The following is a 25,991-nucleotide window of genomic DNA, read 5'->3' on the forward strand; positions in this document are numbered from 1 at the left end:
GCGGCCGCTGCCAGCTGAAGCCCCCCGCCTGGCAGCGGATGATTTTCGTTAGCGGCTGGCAACCTCCGCTGCGCGACTGGGTCACACAGCTGAAATTTTATGGCACGACCGCACTCTCGGTGATGCTTGCGCGGCTGCTTCTGCTAACCTGGTTAGCTGCACGCCGTGATTTTATGCTGGAGAAGCCCGATCTGTTGCTCTGCGTACCGCTGCATCGCCAACGTGCCTGGCAGCGTGGCTACAATCAGATGGACGATATTACCCGGCATCTTTCGCGCTGGATCGGCTGCCGTTATGCCGCCGCCGGCTTAACCCGTCAGCGGCAGACCCGTATTCAGCACAGCCTGCCAGCCAGTGCGAGAAGAAGGAACCTGCGCGGCGCGTTCAGGGTTGAAACCGGGGTCAACGGACGGCATATCGCACTGACCGATGATGTGATTACCACCGGCAGTACCGTGGGAGAAATCAGCCGCATTTTGCTGGCCGCAGGCGCCGCCAGCGTGCAGGTATGGAGCCTTTGCCGAACCTTGTAGAGCGTCGGTGATGGGCGTATTATAACCAGGTAAATTAGTCAACTATTGAGCAATCGCCATGATCCGAATTACAGACTCTGCGCAAGAGCACTTCGCAAAACTGCTGTCGAAACAGGAAGAGGGCACCCAGATCCGCGTATTCGTTATCAATCCGGGTACGCCAACTGCCGAGTGCGGCGTCTCCTACTGCCCACCCGATGCGGTAGAAGCTACCGATACCGAACTGAAGTTCGATAAGCTGTCTGCCTTTGTTGACGAATTGAGCGCGCCTTATCTGGAAGAGGCTGAAATTGATTTCGTCACCGACAATCTCGGCTCTCAGCTGACGTTGAAAGCCCCTAACGCCAAGATGCGTAAGGTCAGTGATGACGCGCCGCTGATCGAGCGCGTTGAATACCAGTTACAGGCGCAGATCAACCCCCAGCTCGCCAGCCACGGCGGCAAAGTATCGCTGATGGAAATTACCGATGACGGTTTCGCCATTCTGCAATTTGGCGGCGGCTGTAACGGTTGTTCGATGGTCGATGTGACGCTGAAAGAAGGCATCGAAAAAGAGCTGCTGGCCGCTTTTCCGGAGCTGAAAGGCGTGCGCGATCTGACCGAGCATCAGCGCGGCGAGCACTCTTTCTACTGAATCCTGCCAGAAAGCGCCCGGCGGGATCATTTCCACCGGGTATCGCTGACTCCTCTGCCTGTCCCGCCGTTTATTTCCGCTGTGGTTTACGTCGTCGGTTAAGATCTTTAATCAACCGGTTGATGCGCCGATCGGCGAACATCTCCTCCAGAGTAGTACTCAGTTTTCGCCGCCAGTTGGGATACTCATTGGTGGTGCCAGGCACGTTAACCGGCTGTGCCATATCCAGCCAGTCCTCCGGTTGCAGGCCGAGCAGCGCGCTGTTGCTGTCGGCAATAAACCGCTGCATGGCGCGATTCAGTTCCGGCGTCATCTTCATCAGCCCGGCGTTTTTACCGCTGCTTTTTGGCAGACAGTGATACTGATGCAGCGCGTTGAGCAGCGCCTGCTTTTGCCTTGCCCTGTCCTGATACAGCGAGGCGAGGATCGCCCGGTCGGGATAAACGCCCAGCGTCTCTCCCAGCGATAAATCGCCCGCACTCCAGAAGCCGCGTAGCGTGGGCAGATCGTGGGTGGTGGCGCTGGCCATTGACTGGCGCGGCCAGGCAGAAGGGGAACGGTAACGATCCATATTTTCCTGTTCAAAATAGAGCACCTTCCATGAATAGATCCCGCTGTCACGCAGCTTCGCCACGATCTCTGTCGGCACGGTTCCCAGGTCCTCGCCAATCACCATGCAGTGGTTGCGCTGACTCTCCAGCGCGAGGATGGCCAGCAGATCGTCCACCGGATAGTAGACGTAGGCTCCGTAGTTGGCGGTTTCCCCTCTGGGTATCCACGACAGGCGCAGCATCGACATAACGTGGTCGATGCGCAGCGCGCCGCAACTGGCCATATTGGCCCGCAGCAGATCGATAAATGGCTGCCATCCCCGTGCCGCCATTACGTGCGGATCGGCAGGCGGCAGTCCCCAGTTCTGTCCCTGCGGCCCCAGAATATCCGGCGGCGCGCCGACCGATGCCTGCATACAATACAGCTCGCGGTCACACCAGGTTTCCGCGCCACCTTCCGCCACGCCGACGGCGAGATCGCGATAGAGGCCCAGCGGCATCGCCAGCTGTTGGCTGAGTTGCCAACACTGATCAAACTGCCGACTGGCGAGCCATTGCAGCCACAGCCAGAAATGCACTTCCTCTTCATGCTGCTGGCAGAACTGCTGCACCTGCTGACTGTGCACATCCTGCAACGCCTGCGGCCACACCGGCCAGCCCCAGCGATTCGCATCCTCGCTCAGCATCTTACCGTGCAGGGCATCAAAGGCTCCCTGCCAGAACAGACTGGCACCGCCCCGGCTGATAAAAGCATCAAAACTGGCACGATCCGCATCGTCACTCTCCCGCAGGCTGAACTGCTGCCAGGCAAAACGCAGCCCCTGCATCTTCAGTCCGGCAACCCGCGAGTAATCGATCCACTCGCTCTCTCGGGCCTGTTGCAGTCGCCGCTGCGTGTTTTTTTGCTGCCACCAGCGCTGGGCCGCTTTACTCAGCTGAAAATCCGCCACGGCCGCCACGTCGATATAAAGCACGTTCAGCCAGCGGCGCGAAGAGGGGCTGTAGGGGCTGGCATTCTCCGGGCTGGCCGGATAGAGCGAATGCAAAGGGTTCAGACCAATAAAGGATCCCCCGCGTGCGGCAACTTCTTTGACCAGTTGCCTGAGATCGCTGAAGTCGCCCATCCCCCAGTTCGTGTCGGAACGGACGGTATAGAGCTGTACGCAGCTGCCCCACAATTTTTCTCCCTGCAACAGCGGTGCTGGCTCATAGCAGCGCACCGGGGCCACAATAATCCGGCACGGCCAGCGTTTACTGGCCTGAGACAGATGCAGTTGATGGTAGCCCAGCGGTAGCCTGGCAGGCAGCGCGATAGCCTCACCTGCGCTGACCACGCCGCTGTATTCCCGCCCGTTTTCGGTCACCAGTTGCCACTGATAGTCGCCCTTGCCTGCCACCTTCAGCTGTAACGAGCGCTTCTGCAAAAAGACTTTACAGGGTGGTAGCGGTGCGGCCTTTCCTTTTGGCGCTGGCGACATCGCCGCCAGCAGACGCTGGCGGATTGCACTGTCGATCTCTTCGGTTTCTCCCCGCGCGTTGATGTACTTAGCGGCAATGCCCGCTGCGGCCGCGGCCTGTTCGAACTTTTTACTCTCCATATGCCCCCTCCTCAGCGCCGTGCCTGCCAGATCCGCTGCTGGTAGTCACGAATGGAGCGGTCAGAACTGAACATGCCGCTGCGGGCGGTATTGAGGATCGCCGCCCGTGTCCAGGCCTCTTTATCGCGCCAGAGCGCCTCAACGCGTTTTTGCGCTGCCAGATAGCTGGCAAAATCCGCCAGCACCAGCCAGGGATCGCCGCCTTTACCAAAGCTGTTCAGCATCATCTCAAAAGCCTGTTTATCGCCACCGCTGAAGAATCCTTTTTCCAGCTCTTTCAGAATGGCATCCAGATGCTTATCTTTTTTCCGCACTTTCAGCGGGTCATAGCCTTTGGCCTTCAGCGCTTTCACTTCATCCACGGTGTGACCAAAGATAAAAATATTCTCCTCACCCACCTGTTCAGCGATCTCGACGTTGGCGCCATCAAGGGTGCCGATGGTCAGCGCGCCGTTCAGCGCCAGCTTCATATTTCCGGTGCCAGAGGCTTCATAACCTGCCGTGGAAATCTGCTCGGACAAATCAGCCGCAGGGATCATCAGTTCCGCCGCCGTAATGCGGTAATCCGGAATAAACACCACCTTAAGTTTGCCGCCGATAGTGGCGTCGTTATTGATTTTCTCGGCCACCTTATTGATGGCGTAGATAATGTTTTTTGCCAGGTAATAGCCGGGGGCGGCTTTAGCGCCAAACAGGAAGACGCGCGGCACCATCTCCATCTGTGGGTTATCGCGCAGTTGTTTGTAGCAGGAGAGAATATGCAGCAGGCCAAGATGCTGACGCTTATATTCATGCAGGCGCTTAATCTGCACGTCAAAAATGGCATCCGGATTAACTTCGATACCGGTCAGATGGTCGATGTAGTCTGCCAGCCGTGCCTTGTTATCATGCTTAATCTGCCGGAAACGCTGACGAAACGCCGCATCCTCCGCATAAGGCTCCAGCCCTTTCAACGCATCCAGATGGTTTACCCACTCCACCTTCAGCGTGTCGTCAATCAGCCCGGAGAGCGCAGGATTGCACTGCCTGAGCCAGCGGCGCGGCGTGATGCCATTGGTCACGTTATGGAACTTGCCGGGCCACAGCTGGTGATATTCCGGGAACAGATCCTTCACCACCAGATCGGAATGCAGCGCAGCCACGCCGTTGACCGCAAAGCCGCTGACCACGCACAGGTTAGCCATGCGCAGCTGATGGTCATAAAGCACCGCCAGCTTTTCCCACTTCGCCTCATCGCCCGGCCAGTGTTTATCAACCACCTTTTTAAAGCGCTTGTTGATCTCTTTGACAATCATGTAGTGGCGCGGCAGCAGTGAACGCACCAGCTTCTGGTCCCAGCGCTCCAGCGCTTCCGGCATCAGGGTGTGGTTGGTGTAGGCGAAGGTTTTACTGGTGATGGCCCAGGCCGCATCCCAGCCCAACTGGTGCTCGTCCAGCAGAACGCGCAGCATCTCCGGGATAGCGATAGTCGGATGGGTGTCGTTAAGTTGGATCACCTCATAGTCCGGCAACTCACTGATTTTTCGTCCGGCAAGATGATGCCGTCGCAGAATATCGGCAACGGAACAGGCACACTGAAAGTATTGCTGCATCAGCCGCAGCTGCTTGCCCTGCTGATGGTTATCATTGGGATAAAGCACCTTAGTCAGTTTTGCCGCGTCAATTCCCTGCTGCTCAGACTGAAGGAATTTACCGTCATTAAACAGGGTCAGATTAAAAGGCTCGGTATGGGTGGCCTGCCACAGCCGCAAAGGCTGAGCGACACCATTCTGGTAACCGGTGACCGGCAAATCCCAGGCCTCACCTCGCAGGGTGAATGCGGGCTGCCAGACAAATCCCCCCGCATCGTTTTTGACCACCTTACCGCCGAACCCTACTGTCACATCCAGCGCGGCGTTGTGGCGAAACCACGGATAGCGCTCACGATGCCAGTCATCCGGTGCTTCGCGCTGCTGGCCGTGGTCGAATGACTGACGAAACAGGCCGTACTGGTAGTTCAGTCCATAGCCGATAGCGGACTGCCCTACCGTTGCCATCGAATCGAGGAAGCAGGCCGCCAGCCGTCCCAGACCTCCGTTACCCAACGCCGGATCCACCTCTTCTTCCAGCAGCTCACTCAGATCCACCTGATGCTCAGCCAGCGCGGCTTTGACGTCGTTGAACCAGCCCAGATTCATCAGGTTGTTGCCGGTCAGCCTGCCGATCAGAAACTCCATTGAGATATAATTTACGTGCCGCTGCTTCTTTGCCGGTTTTGCTACCGGCATGGCTGCCAGCAGTTCGGCCAGCGCACCGCTCAGCGACTGCCACCATTGATGGCGGGTCATTTCACTGGCGTCAGACAAACCAAGATGCTGCCACTGGCGCGTCAGCGCCGCCTCAAAACGTGCCAGATTAAATTTCTGCTGCGACATACCACTTCCTTCTGCAAGGGGAAAAGGGAATTGCAAACGGGCCGGAACTTACAGTTAAGACCCGAACAGAAAAAAATGCTCATATTGCAGGGAGATAAAATTCAGCCCACCCGGCCCGGGCTGAATTTACGTCGGAGAAAGTCGCGGGGAGAGGTTCTGCGGATAAACAATGGATAAGAAGGCGGAATCAGCCCCCTCAGCACAGCTCCAGGTGGACCTCATGTTGTTCGATGGTTTTCAGTACGCCCGGCGGCGGCATTCCGTCGGTGAACAGATAATCTATCAGGCTCATATTGCCCAGGTTGACCATCGCGTTGCGGCCAAACTTTGAGTGGTCGGCCACCAGCATCACACAGCGGGAATTCTCAATAATCGCCCGTTTGGTGCGAACTTCATGGTAATCAAAGTCCAGCAGCGAACCGTCCATATCGATACCGCTGATGCCAAGAATGCCGTAATCAAGGCGGAACTGAGAGATGTAGTCGAGCGTCGCCTCGCCCATAATGCCCCCGTCACGGGTACGCACCTCACCTCCGGCAACAATCAGGCTGAAATCGGGTTTGGACATCAGCAACATCGCCACGTTGAGATTGTTGGTGACGATCCGGAGGTTATTGTGATTAAGCAGCGCATGGGCGACGGCTTCCGGGGTGGTGCCGATATCTATAAACAGCGAGGCACCATCGGGGATCTGACTGGCAACACGCTGCGCTATGCGGGCCTTTTCCGCCGACCACATCATCTTGCGATCCTGCCAGGCCGTATTTTCTGAAGTGGATGGCAGCGCAGCACCGCCGTGATGCCGCTGTATTTTATTCTGATCGGCCAGATCGTTGAGGTCACGGCGAATAGTTTGCGGGCTGACGGTAAAATGGTCCACCAGCTCTTCGGTACTGACATATCCCTGACGACGCACTAAATCGATAATGGCGTCATGACGTTGCGTTTGCTTCACAAAACTCTCCTGTTTGCCCTGTCCCTGCCAGTTTTACGGTCAGGATTTTCTCTGCCGGGTATCAACAAAAGCCATCGCCAGCCCCACCAAAAGACCGGTGACATGCGCCGCGTTGGCAATGGACAAACCAAACCAGCCCATATAACCGATGATCAGCCAGATGATGGCAAAGGCCATTAACCCGCGCTCCAGGTAGACACCGCTGGCCGGATCGCGCTCGCCGCGCAGCCAGGCATAGCCCATCAGCGCATAGACCGCGCCAGACAGACCACCAAACATGACGCCGCTGAATTTTGCCTGCATCCAGCCGCTTAGCAGGGCAGAGATCAGCATGATCACAAACAGCTTACCGCTGCCGAGACGCTTTTCGATGGCGCCACCAAGATACCACCACCACAGCAAATTAAAGACCAGATGCAGCAGTGAAAAGTGCAGCAGCGCGTGGGAGAACCAGCGCCACAGCTGAAAATGCTGCGAGGCGTCCGGCCACGCCAGCCAGCTCATCACCGTCTGATAGCCGGTGAGTTGCATCAGGATAAAGACCACAATGCAGGCAACCATCACCGTCAGCGTCAACGGCCCTGCCCGCTCACGGATGTTGCTCATCAGCGAGGTGCGTTGATACTGAATACCGCTACGGGTAGTGCCAGAGTGCCAGCTCGCCGCCTGATAACGGGGATGGTTTGGTTCACGGATAAACTGATTAAGTTCGTTTTCGACCAGATTCACTTTCGAATCATCATCCAGCCATAACGTGTAAGGATTTTCACCTTCAATCCGTAGCTTAACGGCCTTAGTCAGCATGTAATCAACAAAGGCCTGCGCCATGCGGGGATTAGAAAACTCAGTAATGCGCATCATCGCTTTCGGAAGTCCCTGGAAATAAAAGCTGTCAGTATATACCGCAAATGAGTTATGCCGACGTAAAGTTAAACTGAGCCGTGACGGCCGCAAGCGCTTCGGCACAGGGCTAATACCCAAAATGATTCGCGTTGCAGCAAGGCGGCCAGCGCGTCACTCCCCGCAAGCTCACTCAGATAAGTGACCGGGGGCGCGCTCGTGCGGCCAGTGCGCCTGAAGCGTATAAATGGCGGCTTATGGCATCCCTGACTCAACCTGCTGCGGAAACTGCGCTCGCCAGGCCTCAAAACCGCCGTCAACGCTGTAAACCTGCTCAAAACCCTGCGTCAGCAAATACTGTGCGGCGCTTTTGCTGCTGTTGCCGTGATAACACATCACCAGCACGGGCGTGCCCGGGTCAGCCTCGCTGATAAACCGGCCCAGCGAGTCATTGCTCAGATGAAAAGCGCTGCTGGCATGCGCCATACTAAAGCTTTGCGCATCACGAATATCTACCAGCACCGCCTCGTCGTCTGCCAGCCTGGCCTGCGCCTGTTCCACGCTGATGCACTCAAATTGTTCCATGCTCAGTACTCTTTAAGAAAGGGAGACCATTGTATCGCGAACCTGGCTGACAATAACCAGACAAACCATAAGGTTAACAGCCTTTTCTGCCTGATGGCAGCGAAGTTACATGGCGTTAATCATGTCAGGTTTTTACAAAGGAAAGCTGACGACCCAGCTTTGATGGGTATGCTCTGAGCTGATGATGCTATCGCCGCCCGAAAATGGTTATGTAAAGTTGTAGACAACCTGCACAATGACGGTTTTTTCACCATGCAAAGTGCCAACATAAACAGATTCCCGGGGATCGGTTCTGCGCCAACATACAGATTCAAAGTCACATTCAGCACGCCGGTATCCGGTGGACGCCAGATAATCTTCTATTTTACGGATATCCTGCGTATCGTAGAATTTCACGGCGTACACATGCGCCGCAGGTCCTGTTATATTTGTAAAATCAAAGGAATAGCGAGTTGAAATTCGCGGCATTTTTCTCAGGATGTCGGGAGTATAAAAATCATACTCGCGTTTATCCTGCTCGGTATAGTGAGCGCTACCGGACAATACCATTTTAATCCACGGCCAGGCACAAGTGAGAGCAACAGCAATAACCGCGCCACCAAATACCGTCAGTGACTTACGCATAGGGTAATGCCCCTCCTTTAGCTTTGTCTGCGTATGAACCATCAGCGCTGGCAATACCAACTATTCCCGAATGGAAGTCATTCCAGGGTTTGACTGTCGTCATAAATTTCGGCAGGACACCTTTTCGAGGCCTGGCATCAGGAAATCTTTCAGGATCCGGGAATAAAAGCGGCAAAAAAGAATCGTTTTTCCAGGAACCGATCTTTTCGTAATAATCCCATCTTTTTAGCGCCTCTGTTTTGCTGACCGGACGCAGTAGTTCAAAAGGATTAGACATGCCGACAACACGGTAAAACCCCAGTAGATCTGAAACCAGATCCTCTCCGCTAAAGCCACTATCTGTCACACAATTGATGGGGAATGATCCCTGCAACCCTTCAAACTTCCGGGCCAGCGACATCATCATTCCAAGTGCAATTCTTCTGCGGTCAAAATACGAACGACCACGTTTGACACGCCAGGTGATAAATTTACCCATTTTCATGGTCCTGGTCGGATCAATCATAGATTGAGAATAAGTAACGTCGTAACGCTCCCTGCCTGAAGATTCTCCAGAATCAATATTCCTCAACAGCGTTCTTATATCATTACCCTGAGCATGACCGAGATCAATCCATCCGAGGACTTCAGTATAGATAAGGCCATATTTAAGATGACTCTGACGACCATCAACAATATCATTTCTTTTACTCATCCTTAATTTCCTCTCCTTTTTAATTTATTTAAAAAATAACTACCTTGCCCTCATAAGATTTCATATCCAGGTCGAAACATCCGTGCATACTTTATAACGTCAAAGATTGTACACAATGTTATTAATTTGATGTGATGCCTGACTTTTCTCTAGAATAATCTGTCATATAGCATTGAACTCACGGGTAACAACACTCACAGTCAGATCGAATAATCCGATTTGGTCAGCAAGACAGCGCACCATACCTGAAGATAGTTCGTTAATTTACTCAGAGTAATTTCCCCCCATCTGCCTGAATTTCTGTTGAATGACAAATCCGCAACGATCCCTCAGTCATCCCGGGTTGCGGGGAAAGCGCGTCGGCCAACCCATCCCACTCGTCGCGGTCACCAAGGCCCGATTTCCGAACTCCCCTGCATCATCAGCAGGTTACAGCCAGACTAACCCTTACACAGGCCAGGGTTTTTACCCCGATACAGGTCAAAAAAATCAGCTGTCGCATTGAGCAACTTCGTTGCTGGCGGGCCTGTTATGCCTGCGGATATGTTATCTGGATCACGCATAAATGTTTTTATTTGGTTAACGCTAGCATCGCTCCCGGTTTCCGATTATCATTATGCTCGAAAACGAACATTTAAGAACTATTCCGAACATCGGAGGAGATGACGTGGAAACCAAAGATCTGATCGTAATCGGCGGCGGTATCAACGGCGCAGGTATTGCGGCTGATGCCGCAGGACGCGGCCTGTCTGTGCTGATGCTGGAAGCGCAGGATTTGGCCTGCGCGACTTCTTCTGCCAGCTCTAAGCTTATCCACGGTGGCTTACGTTACCTGGAACATTACGAATTCCGGCTGGTCAGCGAGGCGCTGGCCGAACGCGAAGTGCTGTTGAAGATGGCACCCCATATTGCTTTCCCGATGCGCTTTCGCCTGCCACACCGCCCGCATCTGCGTCCGGCATGGATGATCCGCATTGGGCTGTTTATGTACGACCATCTGGGGAAACGCACCAGCCTGCCGGGGAGTAAAGGTTTGCGTTTTGGCGCAGATTCAGTGCTTAAACCTGAGATTGTGCGCGGATTCGAATATTCTGACTGCTGGGTGGATGATGCGCGTCTGGTGGTGCTTAATGCCCAGGAAGTGGAAAAGCGCGGCGGCGAAGTGCGCACCCGTACCAGAGTGACCCGCGCACGGCGTGAAAACGGTCTGTGGACGGTGGAAGCTGAAGATATTGACAGTGGCAAAACCTTCACCTGGCAGGCCAGAGGTCTGGTTAACGCAGCAGGTCCATGGGTTAAGCAGCTGTTTGACGACGGCCTGCAACTGAAGTCTCCTTACGGCATCCGCCTGATCAAAGGCAGCCACATTGTGGTGCCGCGTGTGCATCATCAGAAGCAGGCTTACATTCTGCAAAACGAAGACAACCGTATTGTGTTTGTTATCCCGTGGATGGATGAGTTTTCGATTATCGGCACCACCGATGTGGAGTACAAAGGCGATCCGAAAAACGTCCATATTGATGAGAAAGAAACGGCCTATCTGCTGAAGGTTTACAATAACCACTTTAAAAAGACGCTCAGCGAGCAGGACATCGTCTGGTCTTACTCCGGCGTGCGCCCGCTGTGTGATGATGAGTCAGATTCACCGCAGGCAATCACCCGCGATTACACGCTGGACGTTCGCGATGATAACGGTCAGGCTCCGCTGCTTTCCGTCTTCGGCGGCAAGCTGACCACCTACCGTAAGCTGGCTGAACATGCGCTGGAAAAGCTGGCGAAGTACTATCCCAAAGCCGGTCCGGCCTGGACGAAAACCTGCGTGTTGCCGGGCGGAGATATTGCCGGTAGCAGTGAAGACTATGCCGCCAGCCTGCGTCGTCGCCACCCTTTTATCACTGAAGCGATGGCGCGACACTATGCCCGCACTTACGGCAGCAACAGCGAGCTGATTCTTAAAGAGGCGAAAAGCCTGGAAGATCTGGGCGAACTCTTTGGTCATCATTTCTATGAGGCCGAGCTGCGCTATCTGGTGGAAAATGAGTGGGTACGCGAAACGGACGATGCGATATGGCGTCGCACCAAAGAAGGTATGTGGCTGAATGAGGCCCAGCGAGCACGCGTGGGTGAGTGGCTGGCTGAGCACGGTAAGAAACCGTCACTGTCACTGGCTTCGTAAGCCGTTGATCAGATTCATTATCTGACTGTAAGAAATGTTTAAAGTGATAAGAAAAAAGCGGGAACATTAACGTTCCCGCTTTTTATTGCCGACCGAAATCCGCCTGATTAACTCCTCTTCCTTAAAGGACAGGCGAAAACCTGTTACAAACGCACCGGTTTAATGGCCCAGATATCGTCGGCGTACTCCTGAATGGTGCGGTCAGAGGAGAAATACCCCATATTGGCAATATTCAGCAGCGCACGCCGCGTCCACTCTTCCGGCTGGCGATAGAGTTCATCCACTTTGTCCTGGGTATCCACGTAGCTACGGTAGTCAGCCAGCAGCTGATAGTGGTCACCCAGATTCACCAGGGAATCAAAGATATTACGGTAACGGCCTGGTTCCTGTGGACTGAAGGCACCCGTGGCGATCTGCGTCAACGCCTGATGCAGTTCCGCATCCTGTTCGTAGAACGTATGCGCGCTGTAACCGTCGCGGCGCAGCGCCTCGACCTCTGGCGTGGTGTTGCCGAAAATAAAGATATTCTCTTCTCCGACATGCTCACGCATCTCCACGTTCGCTCCATCCAGCGTGCCGATGGTCAGCGCACCGTTTAGGGCAAACTTCATGTTGCTGGTCCCGGAAGCTTCCGTGCCCGCCAGCGAGATCTGTTCAGAGAGATCCGCCGCCGGAATAATGATCTGTGCCAGGCTTACGCTGTAGTTCGGAATAAACACCACCTTCAGCTTATTCTTCACCTGCGGATCGCTGTTGATCACCGTAGCCACATCATTGATCAGATGAATAATATGTTTGGCCATGTAATAGGCCGAGGCCGCCTTACCGGCAAAAATATTCACCCTTGGCACCCAGTTCGCCTGCGGATCGGCTTTGATGCGGTTGTAACGGGTGATCACATGCAGCACGTTCAGCAACTGACGTTTGTATTCATGGATGCGTTTGATCTGCACGTCGAACAGCGCATGGGGGTCGATAACGATATCCATCTTCTGGCCGATATACTCCGCCAGCCGCTTCTTATTGCGTAACTTGGAATCACTGATTCTGGTCAGAAAACTGGGGTAGTCGATATGCTGTTTCAGTTCATCCAGCTGACTGAGCTCGGTACGCCAGGTACGACCAATAGTGTTGTCGAGCACCTCTGACAGCGACGGGTTGGCCAGCGCCAGCCAGCGGCGCGGGGTAACACCATTGGTCTTATTACTGAACCGCCCCGGAAACAGTGCGGCAAAATCGGCAAACAGCGACTGCACCATCAGATTGGAGTGCAGTTCAGAAACGCCGTTCACCTTGTGGCTGACCACCACCGCCAGCCACGCCATGCGCACCTGCCGCCCATTGTTCTCATCGATGATCGAAATCCGGGATAACAGTTCCCAGTCATCCGGGTGGTAATCCTGAATCGTTTTCAGGAAGTAGTCATTGATATCGAAAATAATTTGCAGGTGACGAGGCAGGATCTTGCCGATCATATCCACCGGCCAGGTTTCCAGCGCCTCCTGCATCAGCGTGTGGTTAGTGTAGGAGAAGACCTGGCAGGTGACTTCGAAAGCGTCATCCCAGGTGTATTTGTGCTCGTCAATCAGCAAGCGCATCAGCTCCGGAATGGCCAGCACCGGATGCGTATCGTTGAGATGGATCGCTATTTTTTCGGCCAGATTTTCGAAGGTGTGATGCATAATCCAGTGGCGGTTGAGGATATCCTGCACCGTCGCCGATACGAGAAAATACTCCTGGCGCAGACGCAACTCTCGCCCCGAATAGGTTGAGTCATCCGGATAAAGTACCCTTGAGACGTTTTCCGAATGGTTTTTATCCTCCACCGCCGCGAAATAATCCCCCTGGTTAAACTTGCCGAGGTTTATTTCATTACTGGCCTGTGCTCCCCACAGCCGCAGTGTATTGGTGGCGTCGGTATCGAAACCGGGGATAATCTGATCATAGGCCGTCGCCAGCACCTCCTCCGTTTCCAGCCAGCGCGAACGCACGCCCTCCTGCTGGATACGTCCACCGAAACGGACCTTGTAACGGGTGGTAAAGCGCTGGAATTCCCAGGGGTTACCGTATTCCAGCCAGTAATCCGGTGACTCCGCCTGTTGTCCGTCGATAATATTCTGTTTGAACATGCCGTAATCGTAGCGGATTCCGTAGCCGCGTCCCGGTAGCCCCAGTGTGGCAAGCGAGTCGAGAAAACAGGCCGCCAGACGCCCCAGGCCACCGTTACCCAGGCCAGGATCGCACTCTTCTTCAATCAGCTCTTCCAGATCGAAGCCCATTTCGTCCAGTGCGGCACTGGCATCCTCATAAAGGCCGATGGCCAGCAGGGCATTAGATAACGTCCGCCCGACCAGAAACTCCATCGACAGATAGTAAACCTGGCGCACATCCTGCGACAATTGCGCCCGATTAGAACGCAGCCAGCGCTCCACCACCCGGTCACGTACTGCCAGCAGGGTGGCGTTCAGCCATTCATGTTTGTTGGCAATGGAAGGATCTTTACCAAGGGTAAACATCAGTTTATAGGCAATCGAGTTCTTCAGCGCGTCCACACTCAACGTGGGCGCGTTATAGGAGAAAGGTGCGTTCATATCAAATTTCCCATTTCCTGATTACAACAGACGTTGATAGAGATCGCGGTAGGCCACAGCGGCCACCTGCCAGCTAAAATCCATCGCCATTGCCTGACGCTGAACGTAGCGCCACAATGACGGACGGGACCAGAGAACAAAGGTACGACGGATGGCGCGCAGCAACGACCAGGCATTGCTGTCCTCGAAGACAAAACCACTGGCAATGCCATCTGCCAGATTTTCCAGCGAGCTGTCGCTGACCGTATCGGCCAGACCACCGGTGCGGCGGACCAGCGGCAGGGTGCCGTATTTCAGGCCATAGAGCTGAGTCAGCCCACATGGCTCAAAGCGGCTGGGAACCATAATCACATCCGCGCCACCCATAATGCGGTGGGAGAATGCTTCGTGATAACCAATCTGCACCCCCACCTGGCCCGGATATTCGGCGGCAGCAGCCAGAAAACCCTGCTGCAATACCGCATCCCCGGCGCCAAGTAGTACCAGCTGCCCGCCCTGTTCCAGCAGGCCGGGCAGCGCTTCGAGGACCAGATCCAGGCCTTTCTGTCGGGTCAGACGACTGACCACCGCAAACACCGGCACCTTTTCATCAATTTTCAGGCCCATCGCGATTTGCAGCTGGCGCTTGTTGTCCTGTTTCGCTTCCAGTACGTCGCGGTTGTAGCGCGACGTCAGCAGCAGGTCATTCTCCGGATCCCAGATGGCCGGATCGACGCCGTTGAGCACCCCTGTCAGCCTGCCTTCCAGCTGGCGCTGCTTTAACAGGTCTTCCATGCCGTAGCCGTACTCCGGCAGGGTAATTTCACGCGCATAGGTCGGGCTGACTGCCGTGATGTGATCGGCATAAAACAACCCGGCCTTCAGGTAGGAGATCTGGTTATAGAACTCCAGGCCGTACATATTGAAAAACGACCACGGCAGCTGGATCTGCTCCATGTGATGGGCAGAGAACAGTCCCTGGTACGCCAGATTGTGCACGGTAAACACCGACTTTGCCGGACGTCCTCTGGCCGCCAGATAGGCACAGGTCAGGCCGGCATGCCAGTCATGCGCATGGACCACTTCCGGTCGCCAGAAGGTATCCAGTCCGCAGGCTATTTCACATCCCATCCATCCCAACAACGCAAAACGCAGGTAGTTATCGGTGTAGGCAAACTGTGATTCATCGTGGTACGGGCTGCCGGGTCGGTCATACAGCCCCGGCGCATCAATCAGGTAAATCCCCACGCCATCGTATTGCCCGTAGTGCAGCTCGACATAACCTGCAAACGTTTGCAGTCTCGCCACTACCTGTACATCAGGAATGCCTTTTTTCAGGTCGGGAAACGCCGGGATCAGCACCCGGGTATCCACACCTTCTGCAATCTGTGCAGCCGGTAATGCTCCAACAACATCAGCAAGCCCGCCCGTTTTAAGCAGCGGGAAAATTTCTGAACAGACATGTAACACCTGCATTATCGGCTCCTTCATTACGTTCTGACACGTTCCTCAGCATCAAACAGTTGTGTCTCTCTCTGACCGTGCTAACAGTTAAGCGATCAGCTGTGCCAGCCCAGCTTCGCCAGCATGGTGCGCGTGACCAACACAATCCCCTCCTCCGAACGGTAAAACCGGCGCGCATCGTCTTCGGGATTTTCTCCGATTACCGTCCCTTCAGGCAGCTCACAGGCACGGTCAATCACGCAGCGGCGCAGGCGACATGAGCGCCCCACCACCACATCCGGCGAGAGAACAGAGGATTCGATATTGCAAAAGGAGTTGATCCGTACTCGTGAAAACAGCACAGAGTTCACCACCACCGAGCCGGAAATAATGCAACCTCCCGACACCAGCGAGTTCATGGTCATACCGTGACTACCCGATCGATCCTGGACGAATTTTGCCGGTGGCAGTGGCTCCATGTAGGTCCGAATCGGCCAGTTACGATCGTACATATCCAGCTCTGGCGTGACCGACGCCAGGTCGAGATTCGTTTTCCAGTAGGCTTCCAGCGTACCCACATCGCGCCAGTAAGGTGGTGAGCTGTTATCGCCCTGCACACAGGAGAGGCTGAACGAATGGGCCAGCGCCTCGCCGGTCGCTACCACCTTTGGCAGAATGTCCTGGCCGAAATCGTGTTTCGACTGCGTAACGGAAAGATCCTCTTCCAACAGCTGATAGAGATAGTCAGCGTTGAAAACGTAAATTCCCATACTGGCGAGGGCCTGAGTTTCATCACCGGGCATGTGCGGCGGGCTGGCCGGTTTTTCGAGGAAATCCACCACCCGGTTCTGCTCATTCACCGCCATCACGCCAAAAGCGCTGGCTTCGGCAATGGGCACCGGCAGACAGGCAATCGTACAGCTCGCGCCGTTTTCCACGTGGTCCAGCAACATGCGCGAATAGTCCATTTTGTAGATATGGTCGCCCGCCAGGATGACGATGTATTTCGCCCGGTAGCGTCGGATGATATCCAGATTCTGCGTCACTGCATCCGCCGTACCGCGATACCAGTGCTCGCCGGACAGGCGCTGCTGAGCGGGCAACAAATCGACAAATTCGTTCATCTCTTCATTCAGAAAGGACCAGCCGCGCTGAATATGTTGTACCAGCGTATGCGACTGGTACTGAGTGATCACCGCTATCCTGCGGATGCCAGAGTTGAGGCAGTTCGACAGGGCAAAATCGATGATGCGAAACTTGCCGCCAAAATGAACCGCGGGCTTGGCACGTTTGGCGGTTAAGTCTTTCAGCCGGGTTCCGCGCCCACCGGCCAGAATCAGGGCCACGGTTTGCGTCGGCAATTGTCTTGCCAGCATCAGTGCATCGTTCTTATCTGCAACCATCTCTGACTCCCGTTATTATTGTTCGCGAAACACGCACACGCCGTGTGCGGGTCCATGCCAGACAGTGACTGAAATCGGGTTGTCGTCCCCGGCAAAGGGCGGAACGGCGTACCACTGGCCTGCGGGCAGGACCAGGTCGCTCACTTCTTCGGTGGCGTTGAGGGTGATAAGCCAGCGACCGGACAGCCGGATCTGTAAACGATGAGCACCCTGTTGCCACGCCGCCGGGTCGAGAGGCTGTCCGCTGGCGTCAAGCCATTCAACGTTACCATCACCTGGCTGCCACCAGCGGTCTGAGGTTAACGCCGGGATAGTCTGGCGCAGGTGGATCAGCGCAGCAGTAAAGGCAAACAGTCCGCTGTCATTGTGCTGCCAGTCCAGCCAGCTCAGTTCGTTATCCTGGCAGTAAGCATTGTTGTTGCCATGCTGGCTGTGCCCGTGCTCATCACCGGCCAGTAACATCGGCGTCCCCTGCGCCAGCAGCAGAGTGGTAAGCAGCGCATGAACGCTGCGGCGGCGGTGCTCTACGATCAGCAGCGAGGCCTGCAATCCTTCGACACCGTGGTTGTGACTGAAATTGCTGTTGTGACCATCGCGGTTGTCCTCGCCGTTGGCCTCGTTATGCTTGCGGTTAAAACTGACCAGATCGCGCAGTGTGAAGCCATCATGCGCGGTAATCAGGTTAATGCTGGCAGAAGGCAGGCGATCCTGCTGCCGGAACAGATCGCTGGAGGCGGCAAAACGTCTGGCAAATTCACCGTTGGTGATGTCACCATGCAGCCACCAGCGCCGCGTCACATCACGAAAGTGATCGTTCCATTCCGCAAACCCCGCCGGGAAGTTACCCACCTGATACCCATCCGGCCCGATATCCCACGGCTCGGCGATCATTTTGCATTGTGACAACAGCGGGTCGGCCTCAATGGCCCGAAAAAGCGCAGAATCACGCTGATACTCCGGCGTGCGGCCCATCACGGTTGCCAGGTCAAAGCGGAAGCCGTCAACGTGGCACTCCTCAACCCAGTAGCGCAGGCAGTCCAGCGTCCAGCGCATCGCCACCGGATGACTGAGATTCAGGGTGTTGCCGCAGCCGGTCCAGTTCTCGTTACTCCCGCTGCTATCCAGCCAGTAGTAACTTTTGTTGTCCACGCCACGGTTAGCCAGCGTCGGACCGGTTTCCTCCAGTTCCGCGGTGTGATTGAACACCACGTCGAGGATCACCTCGATTCCCGCCGCGTGCAGGGCTTTAACCGCCTGCTGGAACTCATTACGCGGATGGACGCCGTCAACGCCGGAGGCATAGCGGCTGTGCAGCGCAAAAGGCGCAAGCGGGTTGTAACCCCAGTAGTTGGTCAGCCCCAGCCGCAGCAGACGTGGCTCGTCAGCGAAGCAGGCCACCGGCAGCAGCTCCAGACTGGTAATGCCTAACCGTTTGAAGTAGTCGATCATCACCGGGTGACCCAGCGCCGCATAGGTTCCGCGGATTTCCGGCGGAATCGCGGGATGACGTCGGGTCAGGCCACGGACATGGGCTTCATAAATAACCGTTTTCCCCCAGGGTACGCGGGGCGGCTGGTCATCTTCCCAGTCAAAGTCATCGGCCAGCACCACACTTTTTGGTGCAACCGCCGCACTGTCGGTGGTATCCGGCTCCGTATCGCCACACTGAAAACGGGGATCGTCAGTGACCTCACCGTCCACCTCGCGGGCACAGGGGTCCACCAGCAATTTACAGGGATTGAAGCGGTGCCCGGCCTGCGGCTGCCACGGACCATGCACCCGATAACCGTAGCGCTGGCCTGGTTTTATCGCCGCCAGCCAGCCGTGCCAGACGCCCTCCGTGCAGGCGGGCAAATCGAGTCGGGTTTCCTGCCCCTGATGATCAAACAGGCACAGCTCCACCCGCTCCGCATGGGGCGAAAACAGGGTAAAGTTGACGCCTTTGCCATCATAAAGCGCACCTGCCGGGGTGGGTTTACCTGCCTGGACCGGGCTCATTTTGCCTCCCTGACCAGCCACACCGTTGCCAGCGGCGGCAGGGTAACGGTAAGAGAGTGCTCGCGGTTGTGACTGGGTTGCGCCTGGGTCTGGATTGCAGCGAGATTACCCGCGTTGCTGCCGTGATAATGACCGGAGTCAGTATTCAGCACTTCCTGCCAGCGGCCTGGCTGGCTGACGCCAAAGCGGTAATCCGGACGAGGAACCGGGGTAAAGTTACTGGCGACAATCACCTCATTGCCTTCACGGTCACGGCGCACAAAGACAAATACCGAATTATCAAAATCGTCCACCACCAGCCATTCAAAGCCAGACTGATCGAAATCGAGCTGCCAGAGCGGGGCGTGCTGACGATAAGTGTGGTTAAGGTCTCGCACCAGGCGTTGTACGCCGTGATGCCAGTTGTCTTCCCCTTCCAGCAAATGCCAGTCGAGACTGATGTCGTGGTTCCACTCTTTGCCCTGAGCAAATTCATTGCCCATAAACAGCAATTTTTTGCCGGGGAAGCCAAACATCCAGCCGTAGTAAGCGCGCAGGTTGGCAAACTTCTGCCAGGCATCACCGGGCATCCGATCAAGGATTGATCGCTTGCCATACACCACCTCATCGTGCGACAGCGGCAGGACAAAATTTTCTGTTGAGTTGTACAACATGCCGAAGGTCAGCTTGTTGTGATGGTGTTTGCGGTAGACCGGGTCCAGCTTCATGTAGTCCAGGGTGTCGTGCATCCAGCCCAGATTCCATTTGTACCAGAAGCCCAGCCCACCGGTTTCAGGTGGTCGCGACACGCCAGGAAAGTCCGTTGACTCTTCGGCAATGGTCACCGAACCCGGTGCCATGTGGCCCAGCGTACGATTGGTATAGCGCAGGAAAGCAATGGCTTCGAGATTCTCCCGTCCACCGAAGTGATTCGGGATCCACTCCCCCTGCTTGCGGCTGTAGTCGCGATAGATCATCGAGGCCACCGCGTCCACGCGCAGGCCATCAATACCGAAGCGCTCAATCCAGTAGAGCGCGTTGCCTGCCAGATAGTTGCTGACTTCACGGCGGCCAAAATTATAAATCAGCGTGTTCCAGTCCTGGTGATACCCTTCGCGCGGGTCGCCGTGCTCATAGAGTTCAGTGCCATCGAATTTCTCCAGACCAAAATCATCGGCCGGGAAATGACCAGGAACCCAGTCCAGCAGCACGTTCAGACCGGCCTGATGGGCAACGGCAATAAAATTGCGAAACTCATCGCGGGTGCCAAAACGCCGGGTTGGGGCATACATGCCGGTGGGCTGATAGCCCCAACTGCCATCAAAGGGATGTTCATTAATCGGCATCAGTTCCAGATGGGTGAAGCCCATCTCTTTGGCATAGGGCACCAGCTGTTCCGCCAGTTCCTTATAGCTGAGCCAGAAATTGTTATCGGTATGACGCCGCCATGAGCCCAGATGCACCTCATAAATGGAGATGGGCGCATCAAAATCATTGGCACGCTGGCGCTGTTCAGACATGGGCGTTTTTGGCGGCAGGCCACAAATCATCGAGGCACTTTCCGGTCGCATCTGCGCCTCAAAGGCGTAGGGATCGGATTTCAGCCGCAGCTGGCCGTGAGCATCAATAATTTCAAATTTGTACAGCTGGCCCTGAACCGCACCGGGAACAAACAGTTCCCACACGCCAATTTCCTGGCGAAAGCGCATCGGATGACGGCGGCCATCCCAGAAGTTGAAGTCCCCCACCACCGATACCCGGCGAGCATTGGGAGCCCATACGGCAAAACGGGTGCCGATAACGCCATCGATGACATCAGCATGGGCACCCATCGTCTCCCATGGGCGTTGGTGGGTGCCTTCAGCCAGCAGCCAGCTATCCATTTCTGCCAGTAGCGGACCGAAACGGTAAGCATCATCAATCAGATTCTGCTGGCCGTGCCAGGTGACGGCCAGCTGATAGCGAAACATTTTTTTACGGCGCGGCACCACACCCTGGAAAAAACCGCGAGAATCGAGGCATTCGAGCTGTGCGCATTTGCGCCCGGTGTTAGTTTCAATCACCCAGACTTCGGTGGCGTCGGGCAGCAGCGCCCGCACTTCCAGACCGTTTTCAGTCTGATGCATACCGAGGAGTGAAAATGGATCTGCAAAATAGCCGGAAATTAAAGTATCGATCAGCCGGCGATCAGTAAGCTCTGACATGTCTGTCTTCCCGTGATGGTTGGCAGGCGATTCGCTCAGGCCGGAGTGGCGAGGAATGAACTGCTCTTCATTGAGCCAAAAAAATTACGCTGTTTTAAGCATAGCCAGGGTGCAACTAAAGCCAGCAAAGAATGGTGAAAAATAGCGTTTAACAGCGAAATTTTTTTGTCTTCAGAGACAAATAGCGGGAAACAGGGCAAACGGGGCTTGTTATTGATATGTAAAATCAATGTAACTGAAAGGAAGGGTTAACAGATGGTTAATTTTAACGCAGAGAGTGTAGCCTGTGGTATTACCGGCGGGATAATGATTTGCAGTAACGATCGCTTCATCAGTTTTTTTGCCGGGTGATTCGCGACAGAGAACACAGAAAAAATGTCCGAAAATCTCCGTGTATTAAGAACAGCCTGACCAGGCTGAGCGCTCTTAATTACAGGGAAGATTTTTTGATCGCCAAAAAATTTTTAGCTATGGAATGTCAGATTCGACAAGATAATTCCGGGAAAATTTTTTGGTGCCTTCTGTTGATGAAGGCACCATTAATTTTAGTCCACCAACAGACGCAGCATCCGACGCAGCGGCTCCGCAGCACCCCACAACAGCTGGTCACCCACGGTGAAAGCGGAGAGATATTCCGGCCCCATATTCAGCTTACGCAGACGACCTACCGGCGTTTTCAACGTGCCGGTCACCGCTGCCGGTGTCAGCTCACGCATGGTCAGCTCACGATCGTTTGGCACTACGTTAACCCACTCATTGTGCGTAGCCAGCAACTGTTCGATGTCAGCCAGCGGAACGTCTTTTTTCAGCTTCAGAGTAAAGGCCTGACTGTGGCAACGCAGGGCACCGACGCGCACACACAAACCATCTACCGGGATCAGTGCAGCAGGTTGCAGAATTTTGTTGGTTTCTGCCTGCCCTTTCCACTCTTCACGGCTCTGTCCGTTTTCCAGCTGCTTGTCGATCCACGGGATCAGACTGCCTGCCAGCGGAACGCCAAAGTTATCAACAGGCAGAACGCCTTCACGGCTCATCGAGGTCACTTTGCGTTCAATATCCAGGATGGCGGAGGCCGGATTTTGCAGCTCCTGGGCAACATGGTCATGCAGCATACCCATCTGGCTGAGCAGTTCGCGCATATGACGTGCGCCGCCACCGGATGCCGCCTGATAGGTGGCAACCGAAACCCACTCGATCAGATCGCTGGCGAACAGCCCGCCCAATGACATCAGCATCAGACTGACGGTACAGTTGCCCCCGGCGAAGGTTTTAATGCCCTTCTCCAGCCCCTGACGAATAACCTGATGATTGACCGGATCGAGAATGATCAGCGCATCCTCTTTCATACGCAGCGTGGACGCCGCATCGATCCAGTATCCCTGCCAGCCGGCTGCCCGCAGTTTTGGATAAATTTCAGTGGTATAGTCACCGCCCTGACAGGTGATGATAATATCCAGTGCCTTCAGGGCATCAAGATTATACGCATCCTGCAACGTACCCGCAGACTTACCGGCAAATGCCGGAGCAGCCTGGCCGTGTTGAGATGTGGAGAAGAACACCGGGCGGATAACGTCAAAATCACGCTCTTCCACCATACGCTGCATCAGCACGGAACCCACCATGCCGCGCCAACCGATAAGCCCTACAGTTTTCATGTTGTACCTGCTCCAGATTCCCTTCAGGGCCACGCTGTCTTGCGACACTGTTCGCACTCCGTATCAGTATCGGGTACGCTGCGGCAAAGCCAACTGGCGGCGTCGGTGATGTCTGGCCTGTTAAAATGAATGTAATGGAGATCTGCCATACCTTACAAAATGCTGAAAAAGTGGCAAGTGAATTAAATCGATGAGCGGTAAATTTTTAGCAATGCTGCTTATACCCAAAATAATTCGGGTTGCAGGAAGGTGCCCAGCGAGTAAATCCCCGGCGCTTACTCTGCCAGGTGACTGGCAGTACGCTCATGCAGCCAGCGCACCTGTAATCGGAAGGGCAGATAACGTGCAACAACTCGGGTTAACAAGAGAAGAATAACGATGACTGAAATGATCTCTGCAACAATATTATTGTTGTTAATTATGGATCCCCTCGGCAATTTGCCGATTTTTATGTCAGTTTTAAAGCATCTGGAGCCGAAACGCCGCCGGGTGGTGCTGATCCGCGAAATGTTGATCGCGTTAGTGATTATGCTGCTGTTTCTGTTCGCCGGTGAAAAAATTCTCGCCTTTCTCAATCTGCGCACGGAGACGGTATCGATTTCCGGCGGGGTGATCCTGTTTCTGATCGCCATCAAAATGATTTTTCCCTCGCACGAAAGCAGTAGTAGCGGTCTTTCTGCCGGTGAGGAGCCATTTCTGGTGCCTCTGGCCATCCCGCTGGTGGCCGGACCTTCGCTGCTTGCGACATTAATGCTGCTGTCGCATCAGTATCCGGACCAGATGTCGCACCTGGTTGGCGCATTGCTGATTGCCTGGGGCACAACGGTGGTGGTGCTGCTGCTGTCAGGATTGTTCCTGCGTCTGCTGGGCGAAAAGGGGGTGAATGCGCTGGAGCGGCTGATGGGTTTAATCCTGATTATGCTGGCAACACAGATGTTCCTCGACGGCGTGCGCGCCTATCTGAAATTCTGACCAGGGCTTGTGTGGTTCAGTGAGTTGAACCACACAAGCCGTCAGAGTAAGGCAGCAGATTTAGCCGGTAAAAACGTGATTTCGCCGTACTGATAATCACGCCATTGCTTTGCCAGTTATGGCCTGAAACCACAGCTTCAGGAAAGCAGCTCGAACGCAATCATGCCGATAATCGCGCCGGTGGTGCCAAGAATCGTTTCCATCATGGTCCAGGTTTTCAGCGTCTCGCCTTCGGTTGCGCCGGTAAAGCGGCCAAACAACCAGAAACCCGCGTCGTTGACATGGCTGAAAATAATCGAGCCACCGGCAATACAGAGTGACAGCGCCGCCATCTGCGCGCCTGAGTAGTGCAACGGCTCAATCACCGGCATGATCAGACCCACCGCCGTCAGACAGGCTACCGTCGCCGATCCCTGAATGATGCGCACCGCTCCCGCCAGAATAAAGCACGACAGCGCTACCGGCAGGCCGGCTCCGGTCAGCGCATTGCCCAGCGCCGGACCCACTCCCGAATCCACCAGCACCTGTTTAAACACGCCGCCTGCGCCGATCACCAACAGGATAATCCCCGCAGGCTGCAACGCACTGCCGCAGATCTTCATTACCCGATCTTTATCCATCCCCTGACGGTATGCCAGGCCATAGATCGCCAGCAGGCAGGCCAGCAGAATGGCGATAAACGGATGACCAATAAACTCCAGCCACGCATACAGCGTGCTGCCCTCGGGGGTAAAGCGCGCACCGATGGTTTTCAGCCCGACCAGCACCAGCGGGAACAGGATTAGCGAAAGACTGAAACCAAATGATGGTAATTTGTGCTCGTCAAACTCCGGATGAGAGGTGTCGGCAGGCAGGGTGAATTTAACGTGGCGGCTGATAAAACTTCCCCACAGCGGGCCGGCAATCAGCATTCCCGGAATAGCGGCACAGGCTCCCAGCAGGATCATCCAGCCGAAATCCACATGCATCTGAGACGCCAGTAACATGGGTGCAGGGCCTGGCAGCAGGAAGGCGGCAGAGGCAGCCACCCCGGCAAACAGCGGGATCACCAGCTTCACCAGGTTGCCTTTGGTGCGCCGCGCCACGGCGAAAGCAATGCTGATCAACAGCACCACCGCGACTTCGAAAAACAGCGGCAGCGCACAAATCAGACCGGCAATGCCCATCGCATAGTGCGCCCGACTTTCACCAAAGGTTTTCAGCATTTTTATCGCTATCTGATCCACCGCGCCGGTTTCATGCAGAATTTTACCGAACATCGCGCCCAGCGCGACAACGATAGCCAGAAAGCCCAACGTGCCTCCCATGCCTTTCTGCATGGTATCGGCAATTTTATCCAGCGGCATACCGGAGAACACCCCGGCCCCGACGGAGACTAACATCAGTGCCACAAAGGCGTGCATACGCGCCTTCATAACCAGAAACAGCAGCAGTAATACGGAACCCGCCGCCGTTAACACCAGTGTTGCAGTAGCCATATACCCAACTTATTTTTTTGTTGTCTTTTCGATAGCAGTAATGGTGGCCGCCACGACCTGATCCAGCGTCTGATTAATATCTACCACCAGCACGTCGTTTTCGTCGCTGCCCGGTTCTTCCAGCGTATCAAACTGGGTGACCAGCATTTGCGGCTTAAAGAAGTGTCCTTTGCGCGCGCGAAGGCGGGTCTCGATGGTGGCAAAATCGCCTTTCATATAGATAAAACGGAGGTTTTCATTGCCTTTGCGCAGGCTGTCCCGGTAGCGCTTTCTCAGCGCAGAACAGACGATCAGCGAGACTTCGTTGGTGCGCTGCATGGCAAAAGCCGCATCGTTTATCGCCTGAAGCCAGGGCTTACGATCGTCATCGTTCAACGGGTGCCCTTCCGACATTTTTTCAATATTGGCGCGAGGATGCAGAAAATCGCCATCGATAAATGCCGCTTTAAGCTGGTGTGCCACCGCGCTGGCTACGGCAGATTTACCACTGCCCGAGACACCCATCAGCACAAACACATGATGAGACGAAGAGGATGCTTTCATATTGTTGCTCCAGTCTGGCGGTCAGCGACCTTGCCTTTCAGTGTTAGCGGAATGTTATCGGTAACATTGTCTGGAGGCCTGACCGCTATGGCAACAGCTGGCCGGAAAAAAGCTGCTAAATGTGAGAGGGTTCAAAAAAATG

Annotated in this window: 19 protein-coding genes; 4 read left to right on the plus strand and 15 right to left on the minus strand. The window is 55.0% G+C overall.

Annotation, left to right across the window (positions count from 1 at the left end; translation table 11 throughout):
* Both BG55_RS03000 and nfuA read left to right on the plus strand, forming a co-directional pair.
* Positions 1-533, plus strand: a 533-nt coding sequence (locus BG55_RS03000) for a phosphoribosyltransferase (RefSeq protein ID WP_034934227.1), incomplete at its 5' end; no start/stop codon positions are given.
* A 58-nt stretch (positions 534-591) separates the two neighbouring features.
* A complete protein-coding gene (gene nfuA / locus BG55_RS03005) occupies positions 592-1,167 on the plus strand; it encodes a Fe-S biogenesis protein NfuA (RefSeq protein ID WP_034934228.1) in 576 nt (191 codons plus the stop codon).
* A 70-nt stretch (positions 1,168-1,237) separates the two neighbouring features.
* Here the strand turns inward: nfuA and malQ are convergent, their stop codons facing one another.
* The 7 genes from malQ to BG55_RS03040 form a co-directional block, all read right to left on the minus strand.
* On the minus strand, positions 1,238-3,316 hold the full coding sequence (gene malQ / locus BG55_RS03010; RefSeq protein ID WP_034934230.1) for a 4-alpha-glucanotransferase: 2,079 nt from the start codon (positions 3,314-3,316) through the stop codon (positions 1,238-1,240).
* A gap of 11 nt (positions 3,317-3,327) precedes the next feature.
* Complete coding sequence (gene malP / locus BG55_RS03015) at positions 3,328-5,730, minus strand: maltodextrin phosphorylase (protein ID WP_034934232.1); 2,403 nt, start codon at positions 5,728-5,730, stop codon at positions 3,328-3,330.
* 196 nt (positions 5,731-5,926) lie between these two features.
* The gene (locus BG55_RS03020; RefSeq protein WP_034934233.1) at positions 5,927-6,685 is read right to left on the minus strand and encodes a DeoR/GlpR family transcriptional regulator; all 759 of its coding nucleotides are present in this window, start codon (positions 6,683-6,685) and stop codon (positions 5,927-5,929) included.
* Positions 6,686-6,724: 39 nt separating this feature from the next.
* Positions 6,725-7,543, minus strand: a complete 819-nt coding sequence (gene glpG, locus BG55_RS03025; protein ID WP_034934345.1) for a rhomboid family intramembrane serine protease GlpG — start codon at positions 7,541-7,543, stop codon at positions 6,725-6,727.
* 237 nt (positions 7,544-7,780) lie between these two features.
* On the minus strand, positions 7,781-8,110 hold the full coding sequence (gene glpE / locus BG55_RS03030; protein ID WP_034934235.1) for a thiosulfate sulfurtransferase GlpE: 330 nt from the start codon (positions 8,108-8,110) through the stop codon (positions 7,781-7,783).
* Positions 8,111-8,317: 207 nt separating this feature from the next.
* Positions 8,318-8,734, minus strand: a complete 417-nt coding sequence (locus BG55_RS03035; RefSeq protein ID WP_034934236.1) for a hypothetical protein — start codon at positions 8,732-8,734, stop codon at positions 8,318-8,320.
* Positions 8,727-9,428: a hypothetical protein gene (locus tag BG55_RS03040; protein WP_034934238.1), complete on the minus strand. Its 702-nt coding sequence runs from the start codon at positions 9,426-9,428 to the stop codon at positions 8,727-8,729. The genes BG55_RS03035 and BG55_RS03040 overlap by 8 nt, the downstream gene beginning before the upstream one ends.
* A gap of 667 nt (positions 9,429-10,095) precedes the next feature.
* Here BG55_RS03040 and glpD point away from each other — a divergent pair.
* On the plus strand, positions 10,096-11,604 hold the full coding sequence (gene glpD, locus BG55_RS03045) for a glycerol-3-phosphate dehydrogenase (protein WP_034934240.1): 1,509 nt from the start codon (positions 10,096-10,098) through the stop codon (positions 11,602-11,604).
* A 143-nt stretch (positions 11,605-11,747) separates the two neighbouring features.
* On the opposite strand, the gene glgP is transcribed toward glpD, so the two are convergent.
* The 6 genes from glgP to asd all read right to left on the minus strand — a co-directional run bounded on the left by glgP (position 11,748) and on the right by asd (position 22,856).
* A complete protein-coding gene (gene glgP / locus BG55_RS03050) occupies positions 11,748-14,195 on the minus strand; it encodes a glycogen phosphorylase (protein ID WP_034934241.1) in 2,448 nt (815 codons plus the stop codon).
* Between the two features lie 21 nt (positions 14,196-14,216).
* Positions 14,217-15,650, minus strand: a complete 1,434-nt coding sequence (gene glgA / locus BG55_RS03055) for a glycogen synthase GlgA (RefSeq protein ID WP_034934243.1) — start codon at positions 15,648-15,650, stop codon at positions 14,217-14,219.
* 83 nt (positions 15,651-15,733) lie between these two features.
* Positions 15,734-17,020 (minus strand): glucose-1-phosphate adenylyltransferase, encoded by a 1,287-nt coding sequence (gene glgC, locus BG55_RS03060; RefSeq protein WP_034934244.1) that lies wholly within the window; start codon positions 17,018-17,020, stop codon positions 15,734-15,736.
* A gap of 15 nt (positions 17,021-17,035) precedes the next feature.
* Positions 17,036-19,018 (minus strand): glycogen debranching protein GlgX, encoded by a 1,983-nt coding sequence (glgX, locus tag BG55_RS03065; protein ID WP_034934246.1) that lies wholly within the window; start codon positions 19,016-19,018, stop codon positions 17,036-17,038.
* Entirely contained in the window at positions 19,015-21,201 is a 2,187-nt protein-coding gene (gene glgB / locus BG55_RS03070; RefSeq protein WP_034934247.1) for a 1,4-alpha-glucan branching enzyme, read from the minus strand. The genes glgX and glgB overlap by 4 nt, the downstream gene beginning before the upstream one ends.
* Before the next feature lie 545 nt (positions 21,202-21,746).
* Positions 21,747-22,856, minus strand: coding sequence for an aspartate-semialdehyde dehydrogenase (gene asd, locus BG55_RS03075; protein ID WP_034934249.1), 1,110 nt, complete (start codon positions 22,854-22,856; stop codon positions 21,747-21,749).
* Between the two features lie 378 nt (positions 22,857-23,234).
* Here asd and BG55_RS03080 point away from each other — a divergent pair, with 378 nt between their 5' ends.
* Positions 23,235-23,828, plus strand: coding sequence for a YhgN family NAAT transporter (locus tag BG55_RS03080; protein WP_034934250.1), 594 nt, complete (start codon positions 23,235-23,237; stop codon positions 23,826-23,828).
* A 137-nt stretch (positions 23,829-23,965) separates the two neighbouring features.
* On the opposite strand, the gene gntU is transcribed toward BG55_RS03080, so the two are convergent.
* Positions 23,966-25,306 (minus strand): gluconate transporter, encoded by a 1,341-nt coding sequence (gene gntU, locus BG55_RS03085; protein ID WP_034934252.1) that lies wholly within the window; start codon positions 25,304-25,306, stop codon positions 23,966-23,968.
* A gap of 9 nt (positions 25,307-25,315) precedes the next feature.
* Positions 25,316-25,849: a gluconokinase gene (gntK, locus tag BG55_RS03090; protein WP_034934253.1), complete on the minus strand. Its 534-nt coding sequence runs from the start codon at positions 25,847-25,849 to the stop codon at positions 25,316-25,318.
* Positions 25,850-25,991 lie beyond the last annotated feature (142 nt).

Source organism: Erwinia mallotivora (assembly GCF_000590885.1).
GTDB lineage: Bacteria > Pseudomonadota > Gammaproteobacteria > Enterobacterales > Enterobacteriaceae > Erwinia > Erwinia mallotivora.

Bases quoted from the DNA above. Each gene is read 5' to 3' on its own strand.
- nfuA (WP_034934228.1), top strand. From the start codon at position 592: ATGATCCGAATTACAGACTCTGCGCAAGAGCACTTCGCAAAACTGCTG.
- malQ (WP_034934230.1), bottom strand. From the start codon at position 3,316: ATGGAGAGTAAAAAGTTCGAACAGGCCGCGGCCGCAGCGGGCATTGCC.
- malP (WP_034934232.1), bottom strand. From the start codon at position 5,730: ATGTCGCAGCAGAAATTTAATCTGGCACGTTTTGAGGCGGCGCTGACG.
- glpG (WP_034934345.1), bottom strand. From the start codon at position 7,543: ATGCGCATTACTGAGTTTTCTAATCCCCGCATGGCGCAGGCCTTTGTT.
- glpE (WP_034934235.1), bottom strand. From the start codon at position 8,110: ATGGAACAATTTGAGTGCATCAGCGTGGAACAGGCGCAGGCCAGGCTG.
- BG55_RS03035 (WP_034934236.1), bottom strand. From the start codon at position 8,734: ATGCGTAAGTCACTGACGGTATTTGGTGGCGCGGTTATTGCTGTTGCT.
- BG55_RS03040 (WP_034934238.1), bottom strand. From the start codon at position 9,428: ATGAGTAAAAGAAATGATATTGTTGATGGTCGTCAGAGTCATCTTAAA.
- glgP (WP_034934241.1), bottom strand. From the start codon at position 14,195: ATGAACGCACCTTTCTCCTATAACGCGCCCACGTTGAGTGTGGACGCG.
- glgA (WP_034934243.1), bottom strand. From the start codon at position 15,650: ATGCAGGTGTTACATGTCTGTTCAGAAATTTTCCCGCTGCTTAAAACG.
- glgC (WP_034934244.1), bottom strand. From the start codon at position 17,020: ATGGTTGCAGATAAGAACGATGCACTGATGCTGGCAAGACAATTGCCG.
- glgX (WP_034934246.1), bottom strand. From the start codon at position 19,018: ATGAGCCCGGTCCAGGCAGGTAAACCCACCCCGGCAGGTGCGCTTTAT.
- glgB (WP_034934247.1), bottom strand. From the start codon at position 21,201: ATGTCAGAGCTTACTGATCGCCGGCTGATCGATACTTTAATTTCCGGC.
- asd (WP_034934249.1), bottom strand. From the start codon at position 22,856: ATGAAAACTGTAGGGCTTATCGGTTGGCGCGGCATGGTGGGTTCCGTG.
- BG55_RS03080 (WP_034934250.1), top strand. From the start codon at position 23,235: ATGACTGAAATGATCTCTGCAACAATATTATTGTTGTTAATTATGGAT.
- gntU (WP_034934252.1), bottom strand. From the start codon at position 25,306: ATGGCTACTGCAACACTGGTGTTAACGGCGGCGGGTTCCGTATTACTG.
- gntK (WP_034934253.1), bottom strand. From the start codon at position 25,849: ATGAAAGCATCCTCTTCGTCTCATCATGTGTTTGTGCTGATGGGTGTC.